Consider the following 23,031-nt stretch of genomic DNA (forward strand, 5'->3'; position numbering starts at 1 on the left):
ACCGGGTGCCCTGCCTCCAGCAGCAGATCGACCAGACGGCCGTTCGGTCGTTCGATCGCGATCTGCACGTCGGCGGCGTCGGCGAGTTTGGCCAGGCGGTGGATCAGCATCGCGATCCCGTCCGCGGTGTGGGCGATGGTGAACCGGTCGGCGATCGTCCCGGTGGTGTCCATCACGCAGACGGCGTGGACCTCGGTGGCCCAGTTCAGTCCGGCGAAGAACTGCGCGGGGGGCAGCGAAACGGGCAAAGCGACTCCAGACGGTGGCAGCGACGATCCGGCGGCGACGGGGCCTGCTCCCGGGTGGTCACTAACCGGCGCTCTACGGCGCATCTCCCTGTTGCCGGTCCCAAGCCCCGCGAGAACCGGGGGCGGCGGTGTCATGGAGGCCCTCGAAGAGCGACCGCACAAGGCCGTCACCCCGGCTCCCGCCGGGTTCCAACAACAAGCACCATACGGGTGCCTGTGAGAAGGATGGTGCCCTAGTGACCGCGAACACCCACGAAAGGGACACCGCCCAGGCGACCGGCACCGCCGCCCTCGTCCGCCACCAAAGGATCACCATCCACGAGGTGAACACCCGCCTGACCCACCTCCGCACCGGCCCCCTGGCCGACCGCCTGCCCCATCCCGACAGCCCCGAAGGCCGCAACCTCCGCAGATGGCTGGTCCAACTGATGGCAGCCGAACTCATCGTCCACCAGGAGACGAACGCTTTTGCCCATGATTCCCCGCTGCTGATCGACCCCGCCCAGAACGCGACAGCACCAGTCGAGCAGGCCGACGGTCAAGCCGCGGAGGCACTTGCCGGTGCGGGCGGGCAAGAAGTAGCGGCTGTTGCCAGCGGACCAGGGCGAGCCGCCGGTCAAGCCGTAGATCGAGCCGTGGAGGAGCCCGCCGGTGCGGGTGGGGCCGTTGTCGGTAGACCGGGGCGAGCCGCCGGTCGAGCTGCGGAGGCGCTTGCCGGTGTGGGCGGGCAAGAAGTAGCGGCCAGTGCCTGCGATCTGGGGCGAGCCGCCCGTCGAGACGAGGTGATCGGCCTGGACCTCGCGATGCGGACCGGGGGAGTGGCCGCGGCTGTGCTCGCGACCGTTGCGGGTCGTGCGCTCTTTGAGCGGGTGACCGCTGGGGTGCACGTGGACGAAACCGAAATATCCGGCTATTACGTGCGGAATCCGGATGAGTTTGCTGTGCCGGAGACGCGGTGGACGCGGGAGCTCGGTCCGATCCGGCGGGGTGAGCTTGCCGGGGCGATCGAGGATGCCGTCTTTGGGGCGGCCGAAGGAGAGGTCGTTGGCCCGGTCGACGGGCCTGGGGGGCCGTGGACGCTCACGGTTGAGCGGATTGATGGGGGAGGGCGCAAGCCGTACCAGATGGTGCGGGAAGGGATTGGGCGGGAGCTTGCGCTGGCGCGGCGGGAGCAGGTGTTCGGGCGGTGGTTGGAGGGCAGGATGGCCGCGTGGGTGCGGCTGTCGCCGGGGTTCGAGCATCCCGGCGATCCTCGGCAGCCCGACGCCGTCCACCGGCACTAGGGTGAGCCTCATGGGACGGCAATTGAGCGCGCTGGACGCGCAGTTCCTCAACTTCGAGACGGCCGCCAATCTGGCGCACATCGCCGGGCTGACCGTGCTCGACCCCACATCCGCCCCCGGCGGGGTGGTCACCAAAGCCGGGATCATCGATCTGCTCCGGAAGCGGGCGCATCTCGCGCCGCCGTTGCGGCGCAGGCTGGTGGAGGTGCCGTTCGGGCTGGATCATCCGTACTGGGCGGAGGACCGCGAGGTCGACTTCGACTACCACGTGCGGGAGCTCGCGCTGCCCCCGCCCGGCAACGACCACCAGCTCGGCGAGCAGGTCGCCCGGCTGCACGGGCGGCGGCTCGACCGGCGCAAGCCGCTCTGGGAGCTGTACCTGATCCACGGCCTCGCGGGCGGGCGGGTCGCCATCTACACCAAGGTCCACCACGCCGCCATCGACGGCATCGAGGGCGCCGAGGTGCTCGCCGCGCTGATGGACCTGACGCCGGAACCCCGCGAGGTCGAGCCCGACGACGAGCCGCTGGAGACCGCGCCGGACCTGCCGGAGATGGTCACCCGGGGGTTCTCCCGGCTGCTCGACAACCCGTCCGCCGTGCTGCGGTTCGTGAGCAACGCGGTGCCCCGGCTCGACGAGCTGCCGGTCGTCGCGCAGATCCCCGGCGCGGGCCTGGTGGCGCGGCTCATCCGCGGGCTCGGCTGGACCGGCGACACACCCGGACCGGAACTGCCCGACCTGCCCCGGCTGACCGTGCCGCGCACGCCGTTCTCCGGGCCGATCACCCCGCACCGGCGGTTCGCGTTCGGTCGGCTGCCGCTGGCCGACGTGAAGAAGGTCAAGAACGCGCACGGGGTCACCGTCAACGACGTGGTGATGGCGCTGTGCGCGACCGCGGTCCGCCGCTGGCTGGTCCAGCGCGACGAGCTGCCCGCGGAACCGCTGGTGGTGGGCATCCCGTTCTCCACCCGGGGCGAGGCCGACGACGACTCGATCGCCAACCAGGTGCTGCTGGCGACCACGACCATCCCGACGGACGTGGCCGATCCGGTGGCCCGGCTGTCGATCGTCAGCACCGCGATGGCCGCCGTGAAGGAGCGGTTCTCGGTCGCCCCGGCGACCTGGCTGCTGGAGTTCAGCCAGGCCATGCCCGCCGCGCTCAGCGGCCTCGCCGACCGGGCCGCGTTCCGCCTGGCCGCCAGGACCGTCCCGGTGATGAACCTGATGATCTCCAACGTGCCGGGACCGCAGCTGCCGCTCTACATCTGCGGCGCACGCGTGCTCGCCCAGTTCCCCGTCTCGGTGATCACCGACGTCAGCGGCGGCATCAACATCACCGTGTTCTCCTACGACGGCTTCCTGGACGTCGGAATCGTTGCCGACCGGGAGATGGTGCCCGACATCTGGGACTTCATCGACTACCTGCAGGACGCCCTGACCGAGCTGATGCCCTGACTTATCGAGAAATATCCGGCACGTCGTGCGTTGGCGCGATCGAGGTGTTTCACCGCTTCGCCAGCCCCGGGGGCGGACGACCTTGGGCATTCGCGCCAACAACGGCTGGGCGCTACTTGATGAAGCATGTGCCTGGCACGGCTCTGCCGAGGACCCCGCCGACACAGCAGTAGCTGCGCACAGCCCGGGCGAACGCTTCGGTCGACTCTTGGGGCGTGTCTACTTGGCGAAGTATGTGCCCGGCGCGTCTCTGCCGAGGACCCCGCCGACACAGCGGTAGCTGCGCACGCCGCGGGCGAACTCCTCGGTCGACGGCGGTAGCACCGACAGCTGCCATCTGTCGGCCGTGTAGCGCGCGGCCGCCGGCGACCTGGAGGCCATCAGCACGCTCATCGAGCACAGCTTGGCGACCTTGGGGTGGTCTTCGAGCTCGTTGAGGTTGCTGGTCAGGGCGTCCAGAGGTAAGGGTGAGACGGCGAAGGTCTCCCAGGCGTGTCGGGCCTCGCAGCCCACCCGGGGCGCGGTTACCGCGCCCGCGATGGAGACGATGCCGCTCCAGCATTCGGCTTCCTTGACGCAGGCCCCGCCCTCGACGACCGTGGCCGCGCAGCCCTCGGTGTAGGTTGCCACCTCGATGGTCGGTTTGTCCTGGCCTGTGCCGATGGACTGGCCGATGCCGGGGTTATCGCCGGTGGACCGGATCTCACTGCTCGCGGGCGGTTCCTTGTCCAGCACCATGTACGCGATACCGCCCGCCAGCGCGAGCGCGAAGATCGTCGCGACCACCGCGAACACGATCGAGGAGTTCCGGGCAGGCGGCGTCGCCGGAGGCACGACCTTCGGTGTGGTCGGGGAGCGATGCACATCCGCTACGGGATGTTTTCCGCCGGGCGATGTCATCGCATAAGGATGGGCGACATATCCGGCTTGCCCGGGAGGCGGAGCGTAAGCGGGCGGGCCAGACGGCGAAGCGTAAACGGGAGGACCGGGAGGCGGTCCCGCGAAGCCGCCGGGACGTCCCGCCTGATTGCCCGGCCCGGGCGGCGGAAACGCCCGCGATCCTGGCGAGGGCGGCGGGAACTCGCGCGACCCTTGCGGGAACTCAGGCCCAGGTGGCTGCGCGGCGTACTCGCGCTGCCGTTCCGCGGGATTCGCCAGAGCCGCCGGGGCCGGGCCCGCGCTGGTGCCGTCCACGGTCAGCAGGGTGAGAGCGTCGCGGAAACGCGCCGCCGTCGGAGTCCGGCGGGCCGGATCGCTGGCCATGGCCTCGCGCAGCACGTCCACCAGCGCCACCGGAACGCCCGCGATGTCCGGAATCGGCTGCCGGTGCAACGCCATGATCACGGCGATGTTGACCACGCCGCTCTGCGGGAACCTGGGCGGCCGCCCGCTCAGCAGCGCGTAGAGGGTGGCGGCCAGCGCGTACACATCACCGGTCGCGGTCGGCTCGCTCAGATCGAACGCCTCCGGCGGCGCGTACGCGGGCGTCAGCGACTCCCGGGTCACCGACATCTCGGCGCCCTCACCCGCCGACGGCATCGTGGCCAGCCCGAAGTCCGACAACGCCACCAGCCCGTACGAATTGAGCAGGATGTTGGCCGGTTTCACGTCCCGGTGCAGCACCCCGGTGGCGTGCGCGGCGGCCAGCGCGTCCGCGATCTTGATGCCGATGTCACGCACCTCGCGCACGCTGAGCGGCCCGTGCTTCCGCAGCCGGTCGGCCAGCGACCCGCCGGGACACAGCTCCAGCACCATGTACGGACGCCCGTCCGGCAGCACGCCCGCGTCGTACACATCGGCCACATGAGGATGCCCGGACAGCGCGCCCGCCGAGGTGACCTCGCGCATGAACCGCCGCCGGTCCCGATCCGACACCAGGACCCGGTTGTCGATCTTCAGCGCCACCTCGCGCCCGACCGCCAGCTGCCTGGCCCGGTAGACGATGCCGAACCCGCCCTGCCCGAGGATGTCGAGCACCTCGTAGCCCTGCACCAGCGGGGCGCCCGCCTCACTCATGGCCTCCTCCTTGCCAGCGGCACCTTACCGCACCCGAAGGAGACCCGTTTATTCACTTTGCTCGGCTTTCACGCCCAGAAGTTTCTCGGCCTCCGTGTGCAGGGCGTGGATGAGAACCAGGCGCACGCGCAGCTCCGCGTCGCCCGGGTCCTCGGTCGTGATGGGATCGTCCATTCCGGAATGTGGACGCCCCGTCGGGCCACGTGGTTTGCGCGGTATAACGGTTGTGTATACGAGTGGCTACTCACCGAAGCGGGACAACCGGCCCTTGGTGCGGGCGTGGCGGAGGGTCAGGCCGTACAGCCAGAGGGCGAGCGCCACGTATGCCACGTCGAGGAGCCCGGCGGCGGCGAGCGAGCCCCAGGGGATGGCGCCGCCGTCGAGGACCGTGCGCATGCCCTCGAAGACGTAGGTGGCCGGGATGACCGCGGCGATCGCCTGGAGGACCTCGGGCAGGACCGACACCGGGTAGAAGACGCCCGCCAGCGGCTGGAAGACGAAGACCAGGCTCCAGGCGATGACCTGGGCGCCCTCGCCGAAGCGGAGCACGCAGGAGATCGCCACGAAGGCCAGCGACCAGCCCATCACCATCAGGACGGCCATGAACGGCACCAGGCCGATGCCGATGGTGAACAGGCCGAACCCGTACAGCGCGTAGGCGAGGAGCGCCATGAAGGTGATCCCGGCCGCGATCTTGGTGAGCGAGAAGAGCACCAGGCCGGTCATGTACTCGGCCGGGGTGACCGGGGTGACGTGCACGTTCAGCAGGTTCCTGCTCCAGATCTCCTCCAGGAAGCCGATCGCGACCTCGTTGGCGGCCCGGTGCAGCACCTGCCAGAGCAGGATCGCGCCCAGCAGCATGGAGACGACGAACGGCACCTTCTGGGCCTGCAGGAAGAGCGTCAGGTAACCCCACACGACCAGCTCGATCACCGGCCAGAAGACGATCTCGAACACCCGGATCGGGCTGCGCCGCAGCGCCGCCAGGTCCCGCACCACGACCCCGCCGACCCGCCTCCGCCGCGCGGCCATGCTCAACGGCGGGTACGCGAGACTCGCCGCACCATCCACGGACATATCGCGACTTATGGTCATGCGGGGACCGCGCCTTCCCTGGCGACCTTGAGGAATACCTCTTCCAGGTCGTCCACCCCGAAATCGTCCGCCAGTTCCGTTGCGGTGCCTTGGGCGATGATCCGCCCGGCGGACACGAAATGGATCCGGTCGCACATGCGCTCTACCTCGCGCATGTTGTGCGAGGTGATCAGCAACGCGGTTCCGGTCTCCCGGGCGACCCGCACCAGCAGGCCCCTGATCCGGTCGCCCGCGTCCGGGTCGAGCGCCGCCGTGGGCTCGTCCAGGATCAGCAGCCGGGGTTCGTTGATGAGGGCTTTGGCCAGTTGCACGCGGGTGTGCTGCCCGGAGGAGAGCTCGATCACCTTGCGTCTGGCCAGCGGCCCGATCTCCAGCAGGTCGATGATCTCGCCGACGCGTTCTCGGGGGCGGCGCAGGCCGTACAGACGGGCGAAAGCGTCCAACACCTCCCGCACATGCAGCACGCCAGGCAAGCCCAGATAGCTCGCCGAGAAATTGACCTGGCTAAGCACCTCGGTCCGATGCCGGGCCAGATCGAGCCCGAACATACGAACCGTCCCCGAATCCGGGGTGATCAGCCCAAGCAACATATGCAGGGTCGTCGACTTCCCCGCCCCGTTGGGCCCAAGCAGCCCCGCGATCTCCCCCTGCCCAACCCTGAGGCTGATCCCGTCGACGGCCTGAACGTTCCCGAACCGTTTGGCGAGATCTTCCGCCTCAAGAATCAGCACCCACCCAGCGTGAGCGCTCGCCCTGCCACTCGCAACGCGTTTTCCAGGCGGCCGGCGACTCGGCTGAAGCCCGCAGATCCCGATGCGCCGGGCGGTCGAGCGTGCGAACACCATCTGGGTGAAGGAGACCGGCCCCCAGATAGAAGGTGAGGCCACCGAGCGCGGTGCTCGGATCAGCTTCGTGGACGAGCTGGGGCAGGATCTACCGGACGCTCACCCAGGAATATGCGGTCAACGCGGGCGACTTCGGTGAGGCTCAGAGTTCATCCCGGGATAGCCAGCCGCCCGGTATCAGGCGAGCCAGTTGTCCCTCCAGATAATCGGAAAGCGGATCACCGCTCGTGCGAAGCTCGTGGTAGATCTTGATAAGACGATGCGGGCGTTCCAGTATTTCGTCGAGGCTGTCTTCGAATCGCACGAAACCATCGATCAGTTCGGGGAGCCTCGCGCGGAACTCGTCCAGGCGATCTAAATGGAACAGGCTGCAGGTGGAGTATTCGCTGACCACCAGGTGGCGCCAGTAGATGTCTCGCTCGACGAAGTAGTCGCGGCTGATGCGCGTGGACAGGTCGAGGACTTGGGCATGCTCGCCCCTGGCATACCTGATCGCGATGGCGTGGAAAAGCGCGAACTGGTGGCTCGGATCCAACTCCAGCGAGGTGGTGAGTTCGCTGAGCGCCTCCGCCTGGAGCGTGAATTCCTCGGTGGAGAGCTGGTAAAGACAAAGGCCACGCAGGTAGTGTGCCTCCGCCGATCGGTTGAAGCGGCTTGTGACCAAGGTGCATTCAGCGAGAGCGGCTTGCCACGCCTGAACCGATTCCGGCGTGTTCCACGCGTCTTCGGCCGCGTCGATGAGACTGTATACGCGCTCGCCTTCCAGCGGGTCCTCCGGCATTATCGATTTCCAGGTTCGTGATCATCCCAAAGATCGGCAGCGAACAATGCCGAGGCAATTTGTCCCCACTTAAGTCGAATCAAGTATTCGTCTCCGTCGCGATCCAGGTCTTGGCTGGCAACGAGCCCAATTAGTGCGAGCTGTCCAGCGAGGGACCGCATGAGGGTTTGTTCAAAGGTCTCAGCGGAATGTGGATCCAACTCCTCTCGTGCCCAGGCGGCTCTGGCCGTCTCTATCAAGGTCACGGGAAGGCGAACTTCTACGGGGCTAAGCTGTTCTCGGAGGTGGCGTCCTATCTCTGCTAGATTAAAGCTGTCCTTGCGAAAGCGTTCTTGGGCTGGAGATTCAGTCATATAGCCGTTTCTTATTGGGCTATTCGTAACTTTCGATAAATGGTCAAAGGGAATTGTGGGGGGTGGTTCTTGCTGGTGTGGTTAGGTGGCGGGTTCGGGGGCCGGTTTTGGAGGTGGCGCGGGCGCGGCCGGTTTCTGGTCGTCCGGCGGTGGGGTTACTGGGGGGCCGGAGTCGGGGGAGCGGCCCTGGGCGTTGCGGATTAGGGCGACGATTACGGAGGTTACGGGGGCGGCCAGGAAGGCGCCGACGATGCCGGCTATGACGCTGCCGATGGCTAGGGCGACCAGGATGATGGCGCCGGGGAGGTCCAGGGCCTTGCCGTAGATCATGGGGGCTAGGACGTGGCCTTCTAGTTGCTGGATGAGGATCACGACGGCGATGACGATTAGGGCGACCAGCCAGCCCTGGGCGACGAAGGCGACGACGGCGGCGAGCAGGCCGGCCAGGAAGGCGCCGACGACCGGGAGGAAGGCGCCGAGGAAGGTGAGTACGGCGAGGGGGAGGGCGATGGGGACGCCGAGGATCCAGAGGGCCAGGCCGATGAAGAAGCCGTCGACGAAGCCGACCGCGGCCACGCCGCGGATGTAGCGGCCGACCACGTCGAAGACGACGCGGCTGGTGTTGACGATGTGCGGGCGGCTGGGGCGGGGGGCGAGGTCGGCCACCCAGCGCAGCAGTACGTCGCCGCTGTGCACGAGGTAGATGGCCAGGATGACGGCGAGGACGGCGCCGATCACGATCTCGCCCGCGATCGTCACGCCGGTGAGGGCGCCGGTGGCGATCACCTGGCCGCGTTCCTCGATGAAGGTGCGGGCCTGGGCGATCAGCTCGTCCAGACGGGCCTGGTCGAGGCCGAGGGAGGCGGCGAAGGTCTGCAGGTCGGCGACCGCCGTGTCGACGCTCGCGCCGAGCTGGCCGAAGCCGCTGATGGTCGGGGGGACCAGGATGGCGATGAATCCGGCGAACAGTGCCATGCCGCCGACGATGACGAGCACGGTGGAGAGGGTGCGGTTGAGGCCGCGGGAGCGGAGCCAGCGGGCCGGGGGATACATCAGGGCGGTGAGGAAGATGGCGAAGACCACCGTGATGGCCACGGTTCTGACCTGGTAGAGCACCCAGAGCACGACCGCCACCAGGGCGATCAGGATGAGGATGTGTTTGGCGGTGAGGCTTGCCCGGTAAAGGGCGCCTCCTCCGTTCTCGGCGTTCGCCGGTTTCATCATCGCTCCCTCACTCGTCTCAGGATCTGCCCGCAGATGATCGCAGATGATCGCAGGTCGGCGCGATGGGGATCTACGCGAGGCGCGCCCGGTGGTATTCGCGCTAGGCACGCCCGGCGGTATCTAAGCGGGGCAAGCCCGGCGGTGGGGGGAAACCGCCGGGCTTGCCGGGAGGAGGGCTCTGGCGGAAGCCCTCCGGCCTCTATGCGGCCCGAGCGGTTTCGCTGGGCCCAGGGGTGTCGCGTGGAGCCGTTTGCGGGCCGAGCGGTTTCGCCGGGCCCTGGGATGTCAGGTGGAGCCGGTGATTTCCAGGTCCCGGACTCGGGGGTCGTTCGCGTCGGCGTAGTAGTCGTCCGGGCTGGTCGCGTCGGGGCCGTCGGCGACCTTCGCGGCGCGGGCGATCCAGGTGCCGAGGACGGCGACGACCAGGTTCACGATCAGCGCCAGGAAGCCCGCGTAGATCGTCATCTTGGTGTCGAGGCCGAGCTTCTCCAGCGGGAACGCCGAGCCGCCGAAGTGGGCGTGGTCGATGGCGGGGTTGGCGATGTTGTAGAGCAGCAGCATGCCGGCCGACATGCCCGCGACCCACCCGGCGATCAGGCCCACCCGGTGGAACCACCGGCTGAACAGCCCGAGCGTGATCGACGGAAGCGTCTGCAGGATGATCACCCCGCCGATGAGCTGCAGGTCGATGGAGAACTGCGGGTCGATGAGCAGGATGAACAGGACCGCGCCGATCTTCACCACCAGGGAGGTGACCTTGCTGACCGAGGCCTCCTGGGCGTCGGTGGCGTCCGGGCGGAGATACTCCCGGTAGATGTTGCGGGTGAACAGGTTGGCCGCCGCGATCGACATGATCGCCGCCGGCACCAGCGCCCCGATCCCCACCGCCGCGTACGCCACACCCGCGAACCAGTCGGGGAACATCCGGTCGAACAGCTGCGGCACGACCGTGTTGACATCCCGCCCGATCGGGGTGACCCCGGCCGCGATGGCCATGTACCCGAGCAGCGCGATCAACCCCAGCAGCAGGCTGTAGGCGGGCAGCGCCGCCATGTTCCGCTTGATCACGTCCCGGTTCCTGGACGCCAGCACCCCGGTCACGCTGTGCGGATACAGGAACAGCGCCAGCGCCGAACCCAGCGCCAGCGTCACGTACTGCAGCTGGTTGTTGGCGTTGAGCAGGATGCCGTCGCCGGGCGCGGGCGTCGCGTCGAACTTGGCCTGCGCCGCGTCGAAGATCGACCCCCATCCGCCCAGCTGGGCCGGGATGTAGATGATCGCCACCAGGATCACCACGTAGATGAGGATGTCCTTCACGAACGCGATCAGCGCGGGCGCCCGCAGCCCCGACTGGTAGGTGTAGGCCGCCAGGATCGCGAACGCGATGATCAGCGGCAGATCCCCGGACACCCCCATCGTCTTCAGCACGGCCTCGATCCCGACCAGCTGCAACGCGATGTACGGCATCGTCGCCACGATCCCCGTGATCGCCACCAGCAGCGCCAGCGACGGCGACCCGAACCGCGCCCGGACGAAGTCGGCCGGCGTGACGAACCCGTGCACGTGCGACACCGACCACAGCCGGATAAGGATCAGCAGCACCAGCGGATACACGATCACCGTGTACGGCACCGCGAAGAACCCCATCGCCCCCGCCCCGAAGAGCAGCGCCGGAACCGCCACGAACGTATACGCGGTGTACAGATCACCCCCCACCAGGAACCAGGTGATCCACGACCCGAAGTTCCGCCCGCCGAGCCCCCACTCGTGCAGGCTGGCCAGGTTCTCCGCCCGCCGCCACCGCGACGCGACGAACCCCATGCCGCTCACCAGCACGAACAGCGTGGTGAAGATGATGATCTCGGTGATGTGCCCGCTCATGCCCGGGTCCGCCGATACACCAGGATCGTGATGGACACGCTGAGCAGGATGAACAGCAGCTGCAGCCAGTAGAACAGCGGGATCCCGAACAGGCGCGGCTCGATCGAGTTGAACAGCGCGGGGATCAGCGGCACCACGACGGGGACGACCAGCAACCAGTACCAGGGGTTGCGATCGGAGCGGGGAGCGTCCATCGCGTCTTCCTTCCGGGAGGCCGGACAAGTTGTCGAATCGCAGCGTAAAGTGACCCGCGTCACAGATGGCCTCACCGATCGGCGAGCGGTGCCGTTAGCGCGGCGAACGGTCAGAAGGGGTCACTGGTGCGGCAGCAGCACCGCCGACGGGCGCGCCGGATCGTGGAAGACCTCCTGGTCACTGGCCACCATCGGCCCGCCGGAGCCCAGCGGCTCGCCGGTGCCGGGATTGCGGGGAATACGGGGATACGCCCCGCTGGCCACCTGCACCCGGATCTGGTGCCCGCGCCGGAACCGGTGCCCGATCGGCCACAGCTCGACCAGCACCCGCCGCACCCCGTCCGCGTCCGCGACATCGGCCGGGGTCAGCCGGCGTACGCCCTCGCACACGTTCCGCGAAACCCCGTCCGGACGCACGTCGCACACCCGGACCACCAGGTCGGTGTGCTCGCGGCTGGTCCGCACGAACAGCTCGGCCGACACCGGCCCGATCACGTCGGTGTCGGCGGTCAGCACCGGCGAGGTGTAGACGAGCACGTCCCGCCGCGCCTCCAGTCGCCGGTTGTCACGCGGCTCGGAGTTCCCGATCAGCACAGGCCCGCCCAGCACCGGTGTCGGATATTTCGGGTCATATCGGTACCTGTCCGGGGAGGATGTTCCCGGGCTCTCCGGCCCCAGGTTGAAGCCCGGCTGCAGGTGCCACCGCCGCGTCCGCGTTCCCGGCACCGGCCAGTCCGGATAGTCGCGCCACTCGTTCGCGCCGGTCACGAAGATCCGTACCGGCTCGGCCCGCAACCCCGACGGATCCCCGAGCAGATGCGCCCGGAACCAGGCCAGCGCGTCCGCGTTGGCCGTGCGCCCGTGCCGCACGTCGGCGTGATACCACGGCCCGATCGTCAGGTACGGCTGCCGCCCCGCGGCCCGCATCGCCGCGTAATCCTTGAGCTGCCACGGCAGGAACACGTCATACCAGCCGCCGGTCATCGTCACCTCGGCCGCCACCCGCTCGACGGAGGCCGAGAAATCCCGCTTCCGCCAGTACGGCGACGACACCTCCCCGTGATGGGCCAGCAGATCCTGGAAGAACGGCAGCGGCCGCCCGGCCGACAGCCGGTCCAGCTCGCCCAGCGGCCGTCCGGACAGCACCGCGCGCCGGGTCCGCCGGGGCGCCAGCAGCGCCGACGCGCCGCCGATCCGGCTCTCCATCCCGGCCGTCAGCGTGGTCCAGATCAGGGACGACTCCAGCGCGAACGCCCCGCCCACGTACGCCGCCTCCCGGAAGGAGGACGCGGTCACCTGGGTCGCCATCGCGCGCAGATCGGGCGTTTCCGCCGCGATCGCCCACTGGGTGAAGCCCAGGTAGGAGGGGCCGTGCATGGCGAAGCTCCCGCCATACCAGGGCTGGGCGCGCATCCAGGCGACCGTGGCCAGGCCGTCCTCGTGCTCGTCGCCGAGCGGGTCGAGCAGCCCGCCGGAGCCGAAGCCGCCCCGGCAACTCTGCACCACGACCTGGAAACCCTGGCGGGCGAAGCCCTTGCCGTACATCCAGCCGATCATGCCGCCCCGGCCGTATGGCGAGCGGATCAGGATGGTCGGCGGGCGGGAGACGCCGACGGGGGAGTAGAGGTCGGCGAGGAGGGTGACACCGTCGTGCATCGGCACGCGCAAGTCCCGCCGAACAGTAATGCGTGACATCACGTACCAATTGGTAACATATCGGACATCCGGATGTCACCTGCTGAATTGCCGATCGTCGGCGGCCCGGCTATTGTGTGCCCCATGCGAACTCCTCAGCAGTGGTGGCGCCGCTAACAGGCGGCAGTCGAACCCAGGGTTTCGCATTCGCGAGCAAGCACTGGCCGCCCCGGTTGGGCGGCCTTTTTGTGTTCGCCTCCGGGGCTCGATAAGGGATCAAGGGGCGAACGGTGGAGATCACCCGATATAGGACCGACGGGGGCGTCGAGGTCGAGCGCGGCGTGCGCGAAGTTTCCGAAGCCGCGCTTGAGGAGATCGTGACCGCGCTCGGGGAGCGGCGCGGCGGGGCGTTCTCCTCGGGCATGGACTATCCGGGCCGATACAGCCGGTGGGCGTTCGGCTACGTGGATCCCTGCCTGGAGATCGTGGCGCGCGGGCGGAACATCTCCGCGCGGGCGCTCAACGCGCGCGGCCGGGTGGTCCTGCCCGCCGTGGCGGCCTGCCTGCTCGCGGCCGGCGAGATCGTGGGGGAGCGCACTGGGGACTGGATCGAGGTGGCCGTCGCCGAGTCGGCCGAGTTCCTGCCCGAGGAGATGCGCAGCCGCCGCCCGACCGTCTTCACCGCGATCCGCGAGGTCATCGCCGCCTTCAAGGGCGAGGACCCGCACCTCGGTCTGTACGGCGCGTTCGGCTACGACCTGGCCTTCCAGTTCGAGCCCATCCGGTACGCGCTGACCCGCCCCGAGGACCAGCGCGACCTGGTGCTCCACCTGCCGGACCGGCTCGTCGTCATCGACCGCGTCCGCGAGACCTGCGTCGAATACTCCTACGATTTCACCCTCGGCGGCGCGTCCACCAAGGGCTTGCCGCGCACCGGCGACACCCGCCCTCTCCGCAAAGCCACCCAGATCCCGAAAAATCCGGAAAAAGGTGGCTATGCGGATGTGGTGGCCAAGGCCAAGGAGAAGTTCAAGCGCGGCGACCTGTTCGAGGTCGTGCCCGGCCAGGTCTTCCACGCGCCCTGCGACGACCCCGCCGCCTTCTACCGGTCCCTCCGGGTCAGCAACCCCGCGCCGTACGAGTTCCTGATCAGCCTCGGCGACGGCGAGCACCTGGTCGGCGCGTCTCCCGAGATGTACGTCCGGGTCGCCGGCGACCGCGTCGAGACCTGCCCGATCTCCGGCACCATCGCCCGCGGCGCCAACCCGGTCGAGGACGCCGAGGCCATCCGCACGCTCCTGTCCAGCGTGAAGGAGGAGTCCGAGCTGACCATGTGCACCGACGTGGACCGCAACGACAAGTCCCGGATCTGCGTGCCCGGCTCGGTCAAGGTCATCGGCCGCCGCCAGATCGAGATGTACTCCCGGCTGATCCACACCGTCGACCACATCGAAGGCCGACTCCGCCCCGAATTCGACGCCCTGGACGCCTTCCTCACCCACATGTGGGCCGTCACCGTCACCGGCGCGCCCAAGACCTGGGCGATGCAGTTCATCGAGGACCACGAGGCCACCACCCGCCGCTGGTACGGCGGCGCCGTCGGCTTCATCGGCTTCGACGGCTCCATGAACACCGGCCTCACCCTGCGCACCGCCCAGATCAGGGACGGCGTCGCCATGGTCAGGGCCGGCGCCACCCTGCTCTACGACTCCGACCCCGACGCCGAGGAGCGCGAGACCGAGCTCAAGGCCAGCGCCCTGCTCGGCGCGCTCGCCGCCGTCGGCAAGCCGGACCAGGCGGGCACGCCGGGACCCGAGCGCGAGCAGCCGGGCGCCGGCCACAACGTGCTCCTGATCGACCACGAGGACTCCTTCGTCAACACCCTGGCCGACTACTTCCGCCAGCAGGGCGCCACCGTGGTCACCCTCCGGCACGGCTTCCCCATCGAGATGGTCGACCAGATCGCGCCCACCCTGGTCGTCCTGTCGCCGGGCCCCGGCTGGCCGTCCGACTTCGGCACCGACTCCCTGATCAAGGCCCTGTACGCCAGGGAGCTGCCCGTCTTCGGCGTCTGCCTGGGCCTGCAGGCCATGGTCGAGCAGGCGGGCGGGACGCTGGAGCTGTTGCCGTACCCGGAGCACGGCAAGCGCGGCCAGGTCAAACGGGAGGGGGACAGCGCGCTGCTGGAGGGACTGCCGGAGGCGTTCACCGCGGCCCGTTACCACTCGCTGCACGCCAAGCACCCGGGCGTGCACGGGTTCACCGTCACGGCGGCCACCGCCGACGGCGCGGTCATGGCCATCGAGGACGTGCCCAACCGGCGGTTCGCGGTGCAGTTCCACCCCGAGTCGATCCTGACCACCGAGGGCGGCGCGGGCGCCCGGATCATCGCCAATGTGCTGCGCCTGTGCGGGTTTAATTAGAAAGTCGTGATCTGGACAGCCGCTGCGGTGAGTCGCCTGGTCGGCGGCCATGCGGCTGGCCATGGGACGGGTTTCTGATTAACAAAACCGAGAGTGATCGGTGGACACGGAGGGTGACGGACTCCTAAAGTCCTGGTGTCCTCGCACGTCATCGACAGAAAGGGCGGTCCGGCCGGGCCGCCCTTCTGGATTGGCAGGCCCATGAACCTTCCCGATCAGGTCGCCGAAGCCCTGCTCGCCCCGCTCGTGGATCAGCACTGTCGCGGGGTGCGCCGTGACGACCTGGTCAGGTCCGCGTTCGAGACGCTGATCGCGGCGAGCGAGACGCCCGCGCCGCCGGGGACGACGCACTTCGACAGCCCGATCGGGATGGCCGTGCGGCGCTGGTGCGCGCCCGTGCTCGGCCTGGAGCCGCACGTGCCGCCCGCCGTCTACCTGGCCAGGCGCCTGGAGCTCGGCGCGGCGGAGGTGAACCGGCTGCTGCTGCGGGCGGCCGGGGTGGTGGCCTTCCTCATGGACGGCGGGGATGAGCAGGATGTGCTGTCCGTCGCCGAGACCGGGCGACTCGGCGGGGCCGCCGCCGACGAGATCGTCCGGCTGGAGCGGATCGAGGAGGAGATCGCGGCGGACGGGCTGCCGTCACTGGACTATCTGGATCGGCTGGCGCACGAGGTGGGGGTCCGCGCCTCGCGGTGTGTCGGGTTCTCCTCGGTCGTCGCGTACCGGTGCGGGCTGGATTTCGAGCCGGGCCGGCCGTCCCGGGGGCTGCTGCTGGCGGCGGCGGGGCGGCGGCTGGCCGACCCCAAGCAGCCGCTCACCGACCCCGTGCTGCTGCGCCACCTGCTCTGGATCGCCGTGGACGTGGCGCGGGAACGCGCCCTGCCGATCCAGTTTCCGTGCGGGAACGGCGGGGACCGGCCGCATCGCGGCGATCCGGCGCTGATGAGCGGGTTCATCCAGGCGCTGCTGCCGCTCAGCGTGCCGGTGATCCTGCTGGACTGCTACCCGTTCCACCGGCAGGCGGCGCATCTGGCCGCCGCCTTCCCGCACGTGTACGTGGGTGAGGCCACGACGGCGGTGCTGGGCGAGCTGCTGGAGCTGGTGCCCTTCCACAAACTGCTCTTCGGCTCCGGGGGAGCGGGCGTAGCCGAAACCTGCTATTTGGGCGCCCATAATCACCGGCGCGGCCTGGGCCGGGTGATCGCCGACCGGCTCGAATCAGGCGATTGGTCGGTGGCCGACGCGGTTCGCGTTGCCCACATGCTGGGGTCCGCAAACGCGCGCCGTATATATCGTCTTTAAGTAGGAGGACAAGAGGTGGATCTTGGGCGGATAATCTCCCCTGATGAGTGCTATTGAGATTAGAAACCTATCGAAATCGTTCGGGCTCGTCCGAGCCGTCGACGATGTCTCCTTCACCGTGGAGGCCGGGACCGTCACCGGATACCTCGGGCCCAACGGTGCGGGCAAGACCACGACCTTGCGCTCGCTGCTCAGCCTGGTGACCCCCGACGCGGGGGAAGCCCTGGTGAACGGGCGGCGATACGCCTCACTCGAGCACCCCCTCACCGAGGTGGGCGCCGTCCTTGAGGCCACGAGTTTCCATCCGGGCCGCACGGCCCGCAACCATTTGCGCATCATGTGCACCGCGGCGGGCCTGCCCGCCACCCGGGCCGACGAGGCGCTTGAGACGGTCGGCCTGGCGGACGCGGCGGGGAAGCGGGTCGGCGGCTTCTCCCTCGGCATGCGCCAGCGGCTGGCCCTGGGCTCCGCCCTGCTGGGCGAACCCAAGATCTTCATTCTGGACGAGCCCGCCAACGGCCTGGACCCGGCGGGCATCCAGTGGCTGCGCGGCTTCCTGCGCCACCTGGCCCACGAGCGAGGGGCCGCCGTGCTGGTCTCCAGCCACGTGCTGTCCGAGGTGGAGCAGACCGTGGACAACGTTGTGATCATCGCGCGCGGCAAGCTGGTCCGGCAGGGCTCGCTCGCCTCTCTGACCCAGAACGGCGACAGCGCCGTCCGGGTCAGGACCGCCGCCGACTTCCGGCCCGCGCTGGAGGCGGCCGGCGCCCGGGTGGACGAGGTCGAACCCGGCCTGCTCCGGGTGTACGGCCTGGACGCCGAGGCCATCGGCCAGCTGGCCCTGGACAACCGGGTCCTGCTGACCGAGGTCACCCAGGAGCGCTCGGACCTGCAGCAGGTCTTCCTCGAACTCACCGAGGACACCCCGGTCGCGGCGGAGGGCGTCAAATGAGCAACCTGATCCGCGCCGAGCTGCAGAAGCTCTTCAGCACCCGCATCTGGTGGGCGATGCTCATCGTGATGCTCCTGCTGACCGGCCTCAGCCTGACCTTCATCGTGATCTTCGCCGGGGACCCCGCCCAGAACGGCGCACCCGGGCTGCCCGCCCTGGACGACCCGGCCTGGCTGCCGATCGGCCTGTCCACCGCCTCCGGCGGCACCATCTTCACGATGATCCTCGGCGTCATCATGATGACCAGCGAGTACCGGTACCAGACCATCACCGGCACCTTCCTCACCACGCCGCAGCGGGGCCGGGTCATCGCCGGCAAGCTGGGCGCGGGCGTGCTCGTCGGCATGCTGTTCGCGGTGATCTCCCTGCTGGTCGTCGGCGCGGTCTGCGTCACCGCCGTCCTGATCGCGGGCGGCGAGGTCAGCCTGACCGGCAACCGGGTGCCGCAGATCGTCATCGGCGTCTTCGCCAGCCTCGCCCTCTACGCGATGTTCGGCATCGGTCTCGGCGCCCTGATCCGCAACCAGATCGCGGCCCTGATCGGCGCGATCGTCTGGGCCTACGTGATCGAGTCCATCTTCGCGGCGATCCCGGCCCTGCAGGTCGTCGGCAAATGGCTGCCCGGCGGCGGCTCGCAGGCGCTCATGAGCATCGACGTCGACACCGGCCTCGGCCGGCCGGACCTGCTCCCCGCCTGGGGCGGCGCGCTGCTTCTGGTCGGCTACGCGGTGCTGTTCGCCGCCGTCGCCAACCTCACCACGACCAAGCGCGACATCACCTGAGCCTGACGCGTGCCGGTACGGCGGTGCCGTACCGGCATGCGATCTTCTTCTAAGCTGAAGGTCATGGTAAAGATCCAGAGTGATGTCACCGTCGAACTGGTCAAGCACAGCGCGTCCGACAGCGACGTGCTGTGGGCGGCGCGGGTTTCGACGGCGGGGGAGCAGTCACTGGAAGAGGTCCACAAGGATCCGCAGCGGTCCAAGGGCCTGATCAACTTCCTCATGCGCGACCGGCACGGCAGCCCGTTCGAGCACAACTCGATGACCTTCTTCATCAGCGCGCCCATCTTCGTGTTCCGCGAGTTCCACCGGCACCGGGTCTGGTCGTACAACGAGGAGAGCGGGCGTTACCGGGAGCTGCAGCCCGTCTTCTACGTGCCGGGCAAGGACCGCAAGCTCGTGCAGGAGGGTCGGCCCGGCAAGTACGTGTTCGCCGACGGCACCGACGAGCAGCACGCGCTGGTCGAGCGGGTCATGGAGGCGTCCTACCGGCAGTCGTACGCCGCCTACCAGGAGATGCTGGAGGCCGGGATCGCGCGTGAGGTGGCCCGCGCGGTGCTCCCGGTGGGGCTGTTCTCCTCCATGTACGCGACGTGCAACGCCCGGGCGCTGATGCACTTCCTGTCGTTGCGCACCAAGGACGACCGGGCCGCGGTGCCGTCCTTCCCGCAGCGGGAGATCGAGATGGTGGCCGAGAAGATGGAGGCGCTCTGGGCCGAGCTGATGCCGCTCACCCACGAGGCCTTCAACGGCAACGGGCGAGTAGCGCCCTAGCTCAACGCCGGGAGGACGTACACCTCCGCCCCTGGGGGGAGGGCGCAGTCCAGGCCGCCGAAGCGGCGGGCGTTCTCACCGCACACGAAGATGCTGATGTGGCGGCGCAGGCTGCCGTACTCGTCGCGCAGGCGCTCCTCCAGCGACGGGTGGGTGCGGCGGAGCGTGTCGAGCGCTCCGCCCAGGGTCGGCAGGTCGTCGTCGGAGGCGGCGACGGCGAACACCTTGACCTCGGTGAGGTCGCCGACCCAGTGGCGGAGCGTGCTCGGCAGCACGAACGTGACCAGCGTGACCGGTTTGGCCACTACAGCACCGCCGCTCGCGTGGTGAAGACGTCGGGCAGGCGGCGGGCGATCAGGTTCCAGCTCTCGCCCTCGTCGGCGGAGCCGTAGACCTCGCCGTCCCGGGTGCCGAAGAACAGCCCGGCGGCGGAGGCGGTCATGGCGTCGCGCAGGATCGAGGAGTAGACAGGCTCGTCCGGCAGGCCCTGGGCGAGGGCCCGCCAGCTGTCGCCCGCGTCGTCGGTGCGGAAGACCTGATACCGATGCCCGACCGGGCTGCGATCCATATCCCCATGGAGCGGGAAAACGAACGCGGTGTCCGGCTTATCGTTATTTATCACGATTGGGAAGCCGAAGTCCGACGGCAGGTTGTCGCCGATCGATGTCCAGTTCGTGCCGAAGTCGTCGGATCGGTAGACGCCCCAGTGGTGCTGCAGGAACAGCCGCTCGGGCCGCGCCGGGTGGTTGGCCACCTTGTGCACGCACTGCCCGAACTCCGGATACTGGCTCCCCTCCGGGTTGAACGGCACCTTGATCCCGCGGTTGGCGGGCTCCCAGGTGCCGCCGCCGTCCTCGCTCCGGAAGAAGCCCGCCGTGGAGACCGCCGCCCCGATCCTGGCCGGATCGGTGGCGTGCGGGATCACCGTGTGCAGGCACATGCCGCCCCCGCCCGGCACCCACTGCGGCCGGGTCGGGTGATCCCAGAGCCCCTCCATCAGCCGGTAGCTCCGGCCGCCGTCCTCGGAGCGGAACAGCGCCGCCGGCTCGGCCCCCGCCCAGACCACGCCCGGCTCGGTCGGCGACGGCTGGAGCTGCCACACCTTCTCCAGCGTCGTGCCCGTCCGCTCGGGAAAGGCCACCGGCGGCTGCTCCGCCTCCTGCCAGGTCGCGCCGAGATCGTCCGACCAGAGCACGGAGGGCCCGAAGTGCCCCCACTCGATCGCGGCGATCACCCGCGGCGTCTCCGTCCGGGTGTCGATCGTCACCGCGTGCACGGCCACGTTGGCGAAATGCACCGGATCCATCTTGTACGGGCCGTTGCCGGACGATCGGGCGAGAAACAGCCCTTTGCGGGTGCCGATCGCGAGCAGTGCGTCCATATGGAGACCTCCTTGGGATATGGGCGAAGTCCCGTGGCGGACGGCTCAGGCCCCATGCTGCCAGTCAGGCCGGGATCGGTGTGGGTGGACGTGAGATTACAGCTCTCCTTGGATCGTGTCCCGGTGGATCCGACTCAGCGGAATCCCGGCGCGCTGCAGGCGGCGTACGGTCTCGTTGACCATGCCGGCCGGCCCGCAGACGTAGACCTCGTGCTCCGCCCAGGAGTGGAACCGCGCCATCACGTCGGGCACCCGGCCGCGCATGCCGTCGAAGGCCGGCTCCTCCGAGACGATCGGCATCACCCGCAACCAGGGGAACCCCGACTCCATCCGGACTAGATCCGGCATGTCGTACAGGTCACAGGCCCTGCGGGCGCCGACCAGCAGGTGCACGTTGGGCCGCTTCCCCGAGGCGATCACCTGCTCGACGATCGCCTTCAGCGGCGCCAGGCCGGTGCCGCCCGCCACGCACAGGAGGTCGCGGCCCGAGTCGGTCGGCGCCATCGTGCCCACCGGCGGCCCGAGCAGCACCTGGTCGCCGATCCGGGTGTGCAGGGCCAGTGCGGTGCTCACCCAGCCGCCGGGCAGGGCCCGCACGTGCAGCCGGATCGTGTTGTCCTCCCGCGGCGCGTTGGCGATCGAGTACGTCCGCCAGACGCGCGGCCAGCGGGCGGTCTGCACGCTGACGTACTGGCCGGCGGTGAAGTCCAGGCGCTGGCCCGGGCGGAGCGTGACCACGGCGATGTCGGGCGCGCGCAACTCGTGGTCGATCACCTCCGCCAGCCACCAGGCCGGGGACACCCCCGCGTCCGCGTCGGCCGACCCGATCATCAGATCGGCGGCGGCCGTGTACGCGGCCACCCAGGCGGCCTCGACCTCGGAGTTCCACGCCTCGGCGGCGAACCGCTTGATCGTGGCGACCAGCGCGTTGCCGACCGCGGTGTAGTGCTCGGCCATGACGCCGTACTTGCGGTGATCGCGGCCCAGCTGTCCCAGGTACCCCCCCAGGCTGCCCGGGCTGTCGAGCATCCAGACGATTCGGGTGAGCGCGCCGAACAGGCGGTCGCGCTGCACGTCCATGGCCGGAGGGAACATTCCCCTCAAATGTGGATTTTCCGCGAAAAGGCGCCCATAGAAGTACGCGGCGGCCTTGTCCGCAACGGGCTCGATGGCCGAGAAACTCTCTTTGACGAGGCGCGGATTTAACGACATGTGCGTGAGTCCCACCCTAGGAGACCGGAAATCGACTCCGGTCTAGTCCATCCACCTCCCTGACGGCTCCGGGTGATGAGCGCCCAGCGGCCCCGGCTCAACCGGACACTCATTTCGGAGTGTTCCACTCGCACTCGGGCGTCACAACTGTTTCCCTACAAGGTGGTGCGAAAGCATACCCTGAGTAATGGGAAAGTCATCCTCCGTGATTATGGATGGGCTTATTTCGGACAATGAAGGTGAGGAGCCTTCACGTTGATCGGGAGTGCTGCCATTGATACGTGGGATACGTGACAAAACCGAAATCGAGTACGCCATGATGGGCTTGCCGTCGCGAAGAACCCCCTGGAGAACGCCATGCCCCGTCCGCTCGTTGGCATCACCACCTATCTGGAGGCCGCCCGCTGGGGCGCCTGGGTGAGGGAGGCGGTGCTGTCCCCGCAGGCGTACGCGCGCGCGGTGGAGAAGGCGGGCGGATTGCCGGTGCTGCTCCCGCCCCTCAGCCCCGCCGGCGCCGAGGACCACCTCCGCGGCCTCGACGCCCTCCTCCTCGCCGGCGGCGCCGAACTCGACCCCGGCATGTACGGCGAGTCCCGCGACTCCCGCGTCGACGAGCCCCAGACCCACCGCGACCGCTTCGAACTCGCCCTCACCCGCGCCGCCATCGCCGCCGGCCTCCCCCTCCTCGGCATCTCCCGCGGCATGCACATGCTCAACGTCGCCCAGGGCGGCACCCTCATCCCCTGGCTCCCCGAGGTCGTCCACCACGACCGCCACGCCACCGCCCGCCACACCATCACCGTCAGCGTCTCCAGCAAGACCGGCAAAGCCATCGGCGACCGCGCCGAAGTCACCGGCCCCCACCAGCAATCCGTCAAACGCCTCGGCACCAACCTCCTGGCCGTCGCCTGGGCCGACGACCAGATCGTCGAGGCCATCGAACTCCAGGGCCACCGCTTCGCCGTCGGCGTCCAATGGCACCCCGAACGCACCGAGGACAACCGCCTCATCGAAGCCCTGATCGACGCGGCCCGCCCTTAACGGGCAACGCGGAACGCGCTGCCACCGTTCGGTGCCCTACCGTCCGGGTGCCACGGTGTGGGCGGGGGCGGGCGGAGCCCGAGGGCAGTCAAAGGGCTGGGCGGGTGGGAACAGCCACCGTTCGGGTGCCACGGCGACGGCGGGGGCGGGCGG

At 69.0% G+C, this 23,031-nt stretch carries 21 protein-coding genes; 8 read left to right on the forward strand and 13 right to left on the reverse strand.

Going from position 1 to position 23,031, the window contains the following annotated elements; translation table 11 throughout:
• On the reverse strand, nucleotides 1-248 hold a 248-nt coding region (locus Amac_RS54175; RefSeq protein ID WP_170323009.1), incomplete at its 3' end, for an IS110 family transposase.
• A 236-nt stretch (nucleotides 249-484) separates the two neighbouring features.
• On the opposite strand from Amac_RS54175, the gene Amac_RS55660 reads away from it, so the two are divergent.
• Complete coding sequence (locus tag Amac_RS55660) at nucleotides 485-1,531, forward strand: peptidylprolyl isomerase (RefSeq protein ID WP_218041703.1); 1,047 nt, start codon at nucleotides 485-487, stop codon at nucleotides 1,529-1,531.
• A 10-nt stretch (nucleotides 1,532-1,541) separates the two neighbouring features.
• Nucleotides 1,542-2,987, forward strand: a complete 1,446-nt coding sequence (locus Amac_RS46875) for a WS/DGAT/MGAT family O-acyltransferase (RefSeq protein ID WP_155360924.1) — start codon at nucleotides 1,542-1,544, stop codon at nucleotides 2,985-2,987.
• A 219-nt stretch (nucleotides 2,988-3,206) separates the two neighbouring features.
• On the opposite strand, the gene Amac_RS46880 is transcribed toward Amac_RS46875, so the two are convergent.
• From Amac_RS46880 to Amac_RS46915, 9 genes are all read right to left on the reverse strand, one after another.
• Nucleotides 3,207-5,003 (reverse strand): serine/threonine-protein kinase, encoded by a 1,797-nt coding sequence (locus Amac_RS46880; RefSeq protein ID WP_155360925.1) that lies wholly within the window; start codon nucleotides 5,001-5,003, stop codon nucleotides 3,207-3,209.
• Between the two features lie 48 nt (nucleotides 5,004-5,051).
• Nucleotides 5,052-5,177, reverse strand: coding sequence for a hypothetical protein (locus Amac_RS57590; protein WP_281356412.1), 126 nt, complete (start codon nucleotides 5,175-5,177; stop codon nucleotides 5,052-5,054).
• Nucleotides 5,178-5,243: 66 nt separating this feature from the next.
• Nucleotides 5,244-6,080, reverse strand: coding sequence for an ABC transporter permease (locus tag Amac_RS46885; protein WP_170323010.1), 837 nt, complete (start codon nucleotides 6,078-6,080; stop codon nucleotides 5,244-5,246).
• 14 nt (nucleotides 6,081-6,094) lie between these two features.
• Nucleotides 6,095-6,829 (reverse strand): ABC transporter ATP-binding protein, encoded by a 735-nt coding sequence (locus Amac_RS46890; RefSeq protein ID WP_218041704.1) that lies wholly within the window; start codon nucleotides 6,827-6,829, stop codon nucleotides 6,095-6,097.
• 256 nt (nucleotides 6,830-7,085) lie between these two features.
• Nucleotides 7,086-7,724: a tetratricopeptide repeat protein gene (locus Amac_RS46895; RefSeq protein ID WP_155360928.1), complete on the reverse strand. Its 639-nt coding sequence runs from the start codon at nucleotides 7,722-7,724 to the stop codon at nucleotides 7,086-7,088.
• A 434-nt stretch (nucleotides 7,725-8,158) separates the two neighbouring features.
• Nucleotides 8,159-9,301: an AI-2E family transporter gene (locus Amac_RS46900; RefSeq protein WP_155360929.1), complete on the reverse strand. Its 1,143-nt coding sequence runs from the start codon at nucleotides 9,299-9,301 to the stop codon at nucleotides 8,159-8,161.
• Nucleotides 9,302-9,586: 285 nt separating this feature from the next.
• On the reverse strand, nucleotides 9,587-11,182 hold the full coding sequence (mctP, locus tag Amac_RS46905; protein ID WP_155360930.1) for a monocarboxylate uptake permease MctP: 1,596 nt from the start codon (nucleotides 11,180-11,182) through the stop codon (nucleotides 9,587-9,589).
• Nucleotides 11,179-11,376 (reverse strand): DUF3311 domain-containing protein, encoded by a 198-nt coding sequence (locus Amac_RS46910; protein ID WP_155360931.1) that lies wholly within the window; start codon nucleotides 11,374-11,376, stop codon nucleotides 11,179-11,181. The genes mctP and Amac_RS46910 overlap by 4 nt, the downstream gene beginning before the upstream one ends.
• A 120-nt stretch (nucleotides 11,377-11,496) precedes the next feature.
• Entirely contained in the window at nucleotides 11,497-13,032 is a 1,536-nt protein-coding gene (locus tag Amac_RS46915) for a CocE/NonD family hydrolase (protein ID WP_155360960.1), read from the reverse strand.
• 269 nt (nucleotides 13,033-13,301) lie between these two features.
• Here Amac_RS46915 and Amac_RS46920 point away from each other — a divergent pair, with 269 nt between their 5' ends.
• The 5 genes from Amac_RS46920 (at nucleotide 13,302) to thyX (ending at nucleotide 19,244) form a co-directional block, all read left to right on the forward strand.
• The gene (locus Amac_RS46920; protein ID WP_155360932.1) at nucleotides 13,302-15,434 is read left to right on the forward strand and encodes an anthranilate synthase component I; all 2,133 of its coding nucleotides are present in this window, start codon (nucleotides 13,302-13,304) and stop codon (nucleotides 15,432-15,434) included.
• A gap of 201 nt (nucleotides 15,435-15,635) precedes the next feature.
• On the forward strand, nucleotides 15,636-16,736 hold the full coding sequence (locus Amac_RS46925; RefSeq protein ID WP_155360933.1) for an amidohydrolase: 1,101 nt from the start codon (nucleotides 15,636-15,638) through the stop codon (nucleotides 16,734-16,736).
• 43 nt (nucleotides 16,737-16,779) lie between these two features.
• A complete protein-coding gene (locus Amac_RS46930; protein ID WP_155360934.1) occupies nucleotides 16,780-17,688 on the forward strand; it encodes an ABC transporter ATP-binding protein in 909 nt (302 codons plus the stop codon).
• Nucleotides 17,685-18,470 carry an ABC transporter permease gene (locus tag Amac_RS46935; protein WP_155360935.1) on the forward strand — a complete coding sequence of 262 codons (786 nt, stop codon included), beginning with the start codon at nucleotides 17,685-17,687 and terminating at the stop codon, nucleotides 18,468-18,470. The genes Amac_RS46930 and Amac_RS46935 overlap by 4 nt, the downstream gene beginning before the upstream one ends.
• Before the next feature lie 63 nt (nucleotides 18,471-18,533).
• Nucleotides 18,534-19,244 carry an FAD-dependent thymidylate synthase gene (gene thyX / locus Amac_RS46940; RefSeq protein WP_218041705.1) on the forward strand — a complete coding sequence of 237 codons (711 nt, stop codon included), beginning with the start codon at nucleotides 18,534-18,536 and terminating at the stop codon, nucleotides 19,242-19,244.
• Here the strand turns inward: thyX and Amac_RS46945 are convergent.
• The 3 genes from Amac_RS46945 to Amac_RS46955 form a co-directional block, all read right to left on the reverse strand.
• Nucleotides 19,241-19,549, reverse strand: a complete 309-nt coding sequence (locus tag Amac_RS46945) for a ubiquitin family protein (protein WP_155360937.1) — start codon at nucleotides 19,547-19,549, stop codon at nucleotides 19,241-19,243. The two genes, thyX and Amac_RS46945, sit on opposite strands and share 4 nt — an antisense overlap.
• Complete coding sequence (locus Amac_RS46950) at nucleotides 19,549-20,625, reverse strand: WD40/YVTN/BNR-like repeat-containing protein (RefSeq protein WP_155360938.1); 1,077 nt, start codon at nucleotides 20,623-20,625, stop codon at nucleotides 19,549-19,551. The genes Amac_RS46945 and Amac_RS46950 overlap by 1 nt, the downstream gene beginning before the upstream one ends.
• A 96-nt stretch (nucleotides 20,626-20,721) precedes the next feature.
• On the reverse strand, nucleotides 20,722-21,837 hold the full coding sequence (locus Amac_RS46955; protein WP_155360939.1) for a globin domain-containing protein: 1,116 nt from the start codon (nucleotides 21,835-21,837) through the stop codon (nucleotides 20,722-20,724).
• Between the two features lie 357 nt (nucleotides 21,838-22,194).
• Between Amac_RS46955 and Amac_RS46960 the strand changes: the two genes are divergently transcribed.
• Nucleotides 22,195-22,878: a gamma-glutamyl-gamma-aminobutyrate hydrolase family protein gene (locus tag Amac_RS46960; protein ID WP_155360940.1), complete on the forward strand. Its 684-nt coding sequence runs from the start codon at nucleotides 22,195-22,197 to the stop codon at nucleotides 22,876-22,878.
• The last annotated feature ends 153 nt before the right edge of the window (nucleotides 22,879-23,031 follow it).

The sequence above is a fragment of the Acrocarpospora macrocephala genome, assembly GCF_009687865.1.
Taxonomy (GTDB): Bacteria; Actinomycetota; Actinomycetes; order Streptosporangiales; family Streptosporangiaceae; genus Acrocarpospora; species Acrocarpospora macrocephala.

What these genes read in the sequence shown, in the direction of transcription:
- Amac_RS46885 (WP_170323010.1), bottom strand. Translation starts at nt 6,080, where the DNA reads ATGTCCGTGGATGGTGCGGCGAGTCTCGCGTACCCGCCGTTGAGCATG.
- thyX (WP_218041705.1), top strand. Translation starts at nt 18,534, where the DNA reads ATGGTAAAGATCCAGAGTGATGTCACCGTCGAACTGGTCAAGCACAGC.
- Amac_RS46915 (WP_155360960.1), bottom strand. Translation starts at nt 13,032, where the DNA reads ATGCACGACGGTGTCACCCTCCTCGCCGACCTCTACTCCCCCGTCGGC.
- Amac_RS46895 (WP_155360928.1), bottom strand. Translation starts at nt 7,724, where the DNA reads ATGCCGGAGGACCCGCTGGAAGGCGAGCGCGTATACAGTCTCATCGAC.
- Amac_RS46930 (WP_155360934.1), top strand. Translation starts at nt 16,780, where the DNA reads ATGAGTGCTATTGAGATTAGAAACCTATCGAAATCGTTCGGGCTCGTC.
- Amac_RS46900 (WP_155360929.1), bottom strand. Translation starts at nt 9,301, where the DNA reads ATGATGAAACCGGCGAACGCCGAGAACGGAGGAGGCGCCCTTTACCGG.
- Amac_RS46960 (WP_155360940.1), top strand. Translation starts at nt 22,195, where the DNA reads ATGCCCCGTCCGCTCGTTGGCATCACCACCTATCTGGAGGCCGCCCGC.
- Amac_RS46955 (WP_155360939.1), bottom strand. Translation starts at nt 21,837, where the DNA reads ATGTCGTTAAATCCGCGCCTCGTCAAAGAGAGTTTCTCGGCCATCGAG.
- Amac_RS46950 (WP_155360938.1), bottom strand. Translation starts at nt 20,625, where the DNA reads ATGGACGCACTGCTCGCGATCGGCACCCGCAAAGGGCTGTTTCTCGCC.
- mctP (WP_155360930.1), bottom strand. Translation starts at nt 11,182, where the DNA reads ATGAGCGGGCACATCACCGAGATCATCATCTTCACCACGCTGTTCGTG.
- Amac_RS57590 (WP_281356412.1), bottom strand. Translation starts at nt 5,177, where the DNA reads ATGGACGATCCCATCACGACCGAGGACCCGGGCGACGCGGAGCTGCGC.
- Amac_RS46875 (WP_155360924.1), top strand. Translation starts at nt 1,542, where the DNA reads ATGGGACGGCAATTGAGCGCGCTGGACGCGCAGTTCCTCAACTTCGAG.
- Amac_RS46910 (WP_155360931.1), bottom strand. Translation starts at nt 11,376, where the DNA reads ATGGACGCTCCCCGCTCCGATCGCAACCCCTGGTACTGGTTGCTGGTC.
- Amac_RS46880 (WP_155360925.1), bottom strand. Translation starts at nt 5,003, where the DNA reads ATGAGTGAGGCGGGCGCCCCGCTGGTGCAGGGCTACGAGGTGCTCGAC.
- Amac_RS46935 (WP_155360935.1), top strand. Translation starts at nt 17,685, where the DNA reads ATGAGCAACCTGATCCGCGCCGAGCTGCAGAAGCTCTTCAGCACCCGC.
- Amac_RS46925 (WP_155360933.1), top strand. Translation starts at nt 15,636, where the DNA reads ATGAACCTTCCCGATCAGGTCGCCGAAGCCCTGCTCGCCCCGCTCGTG.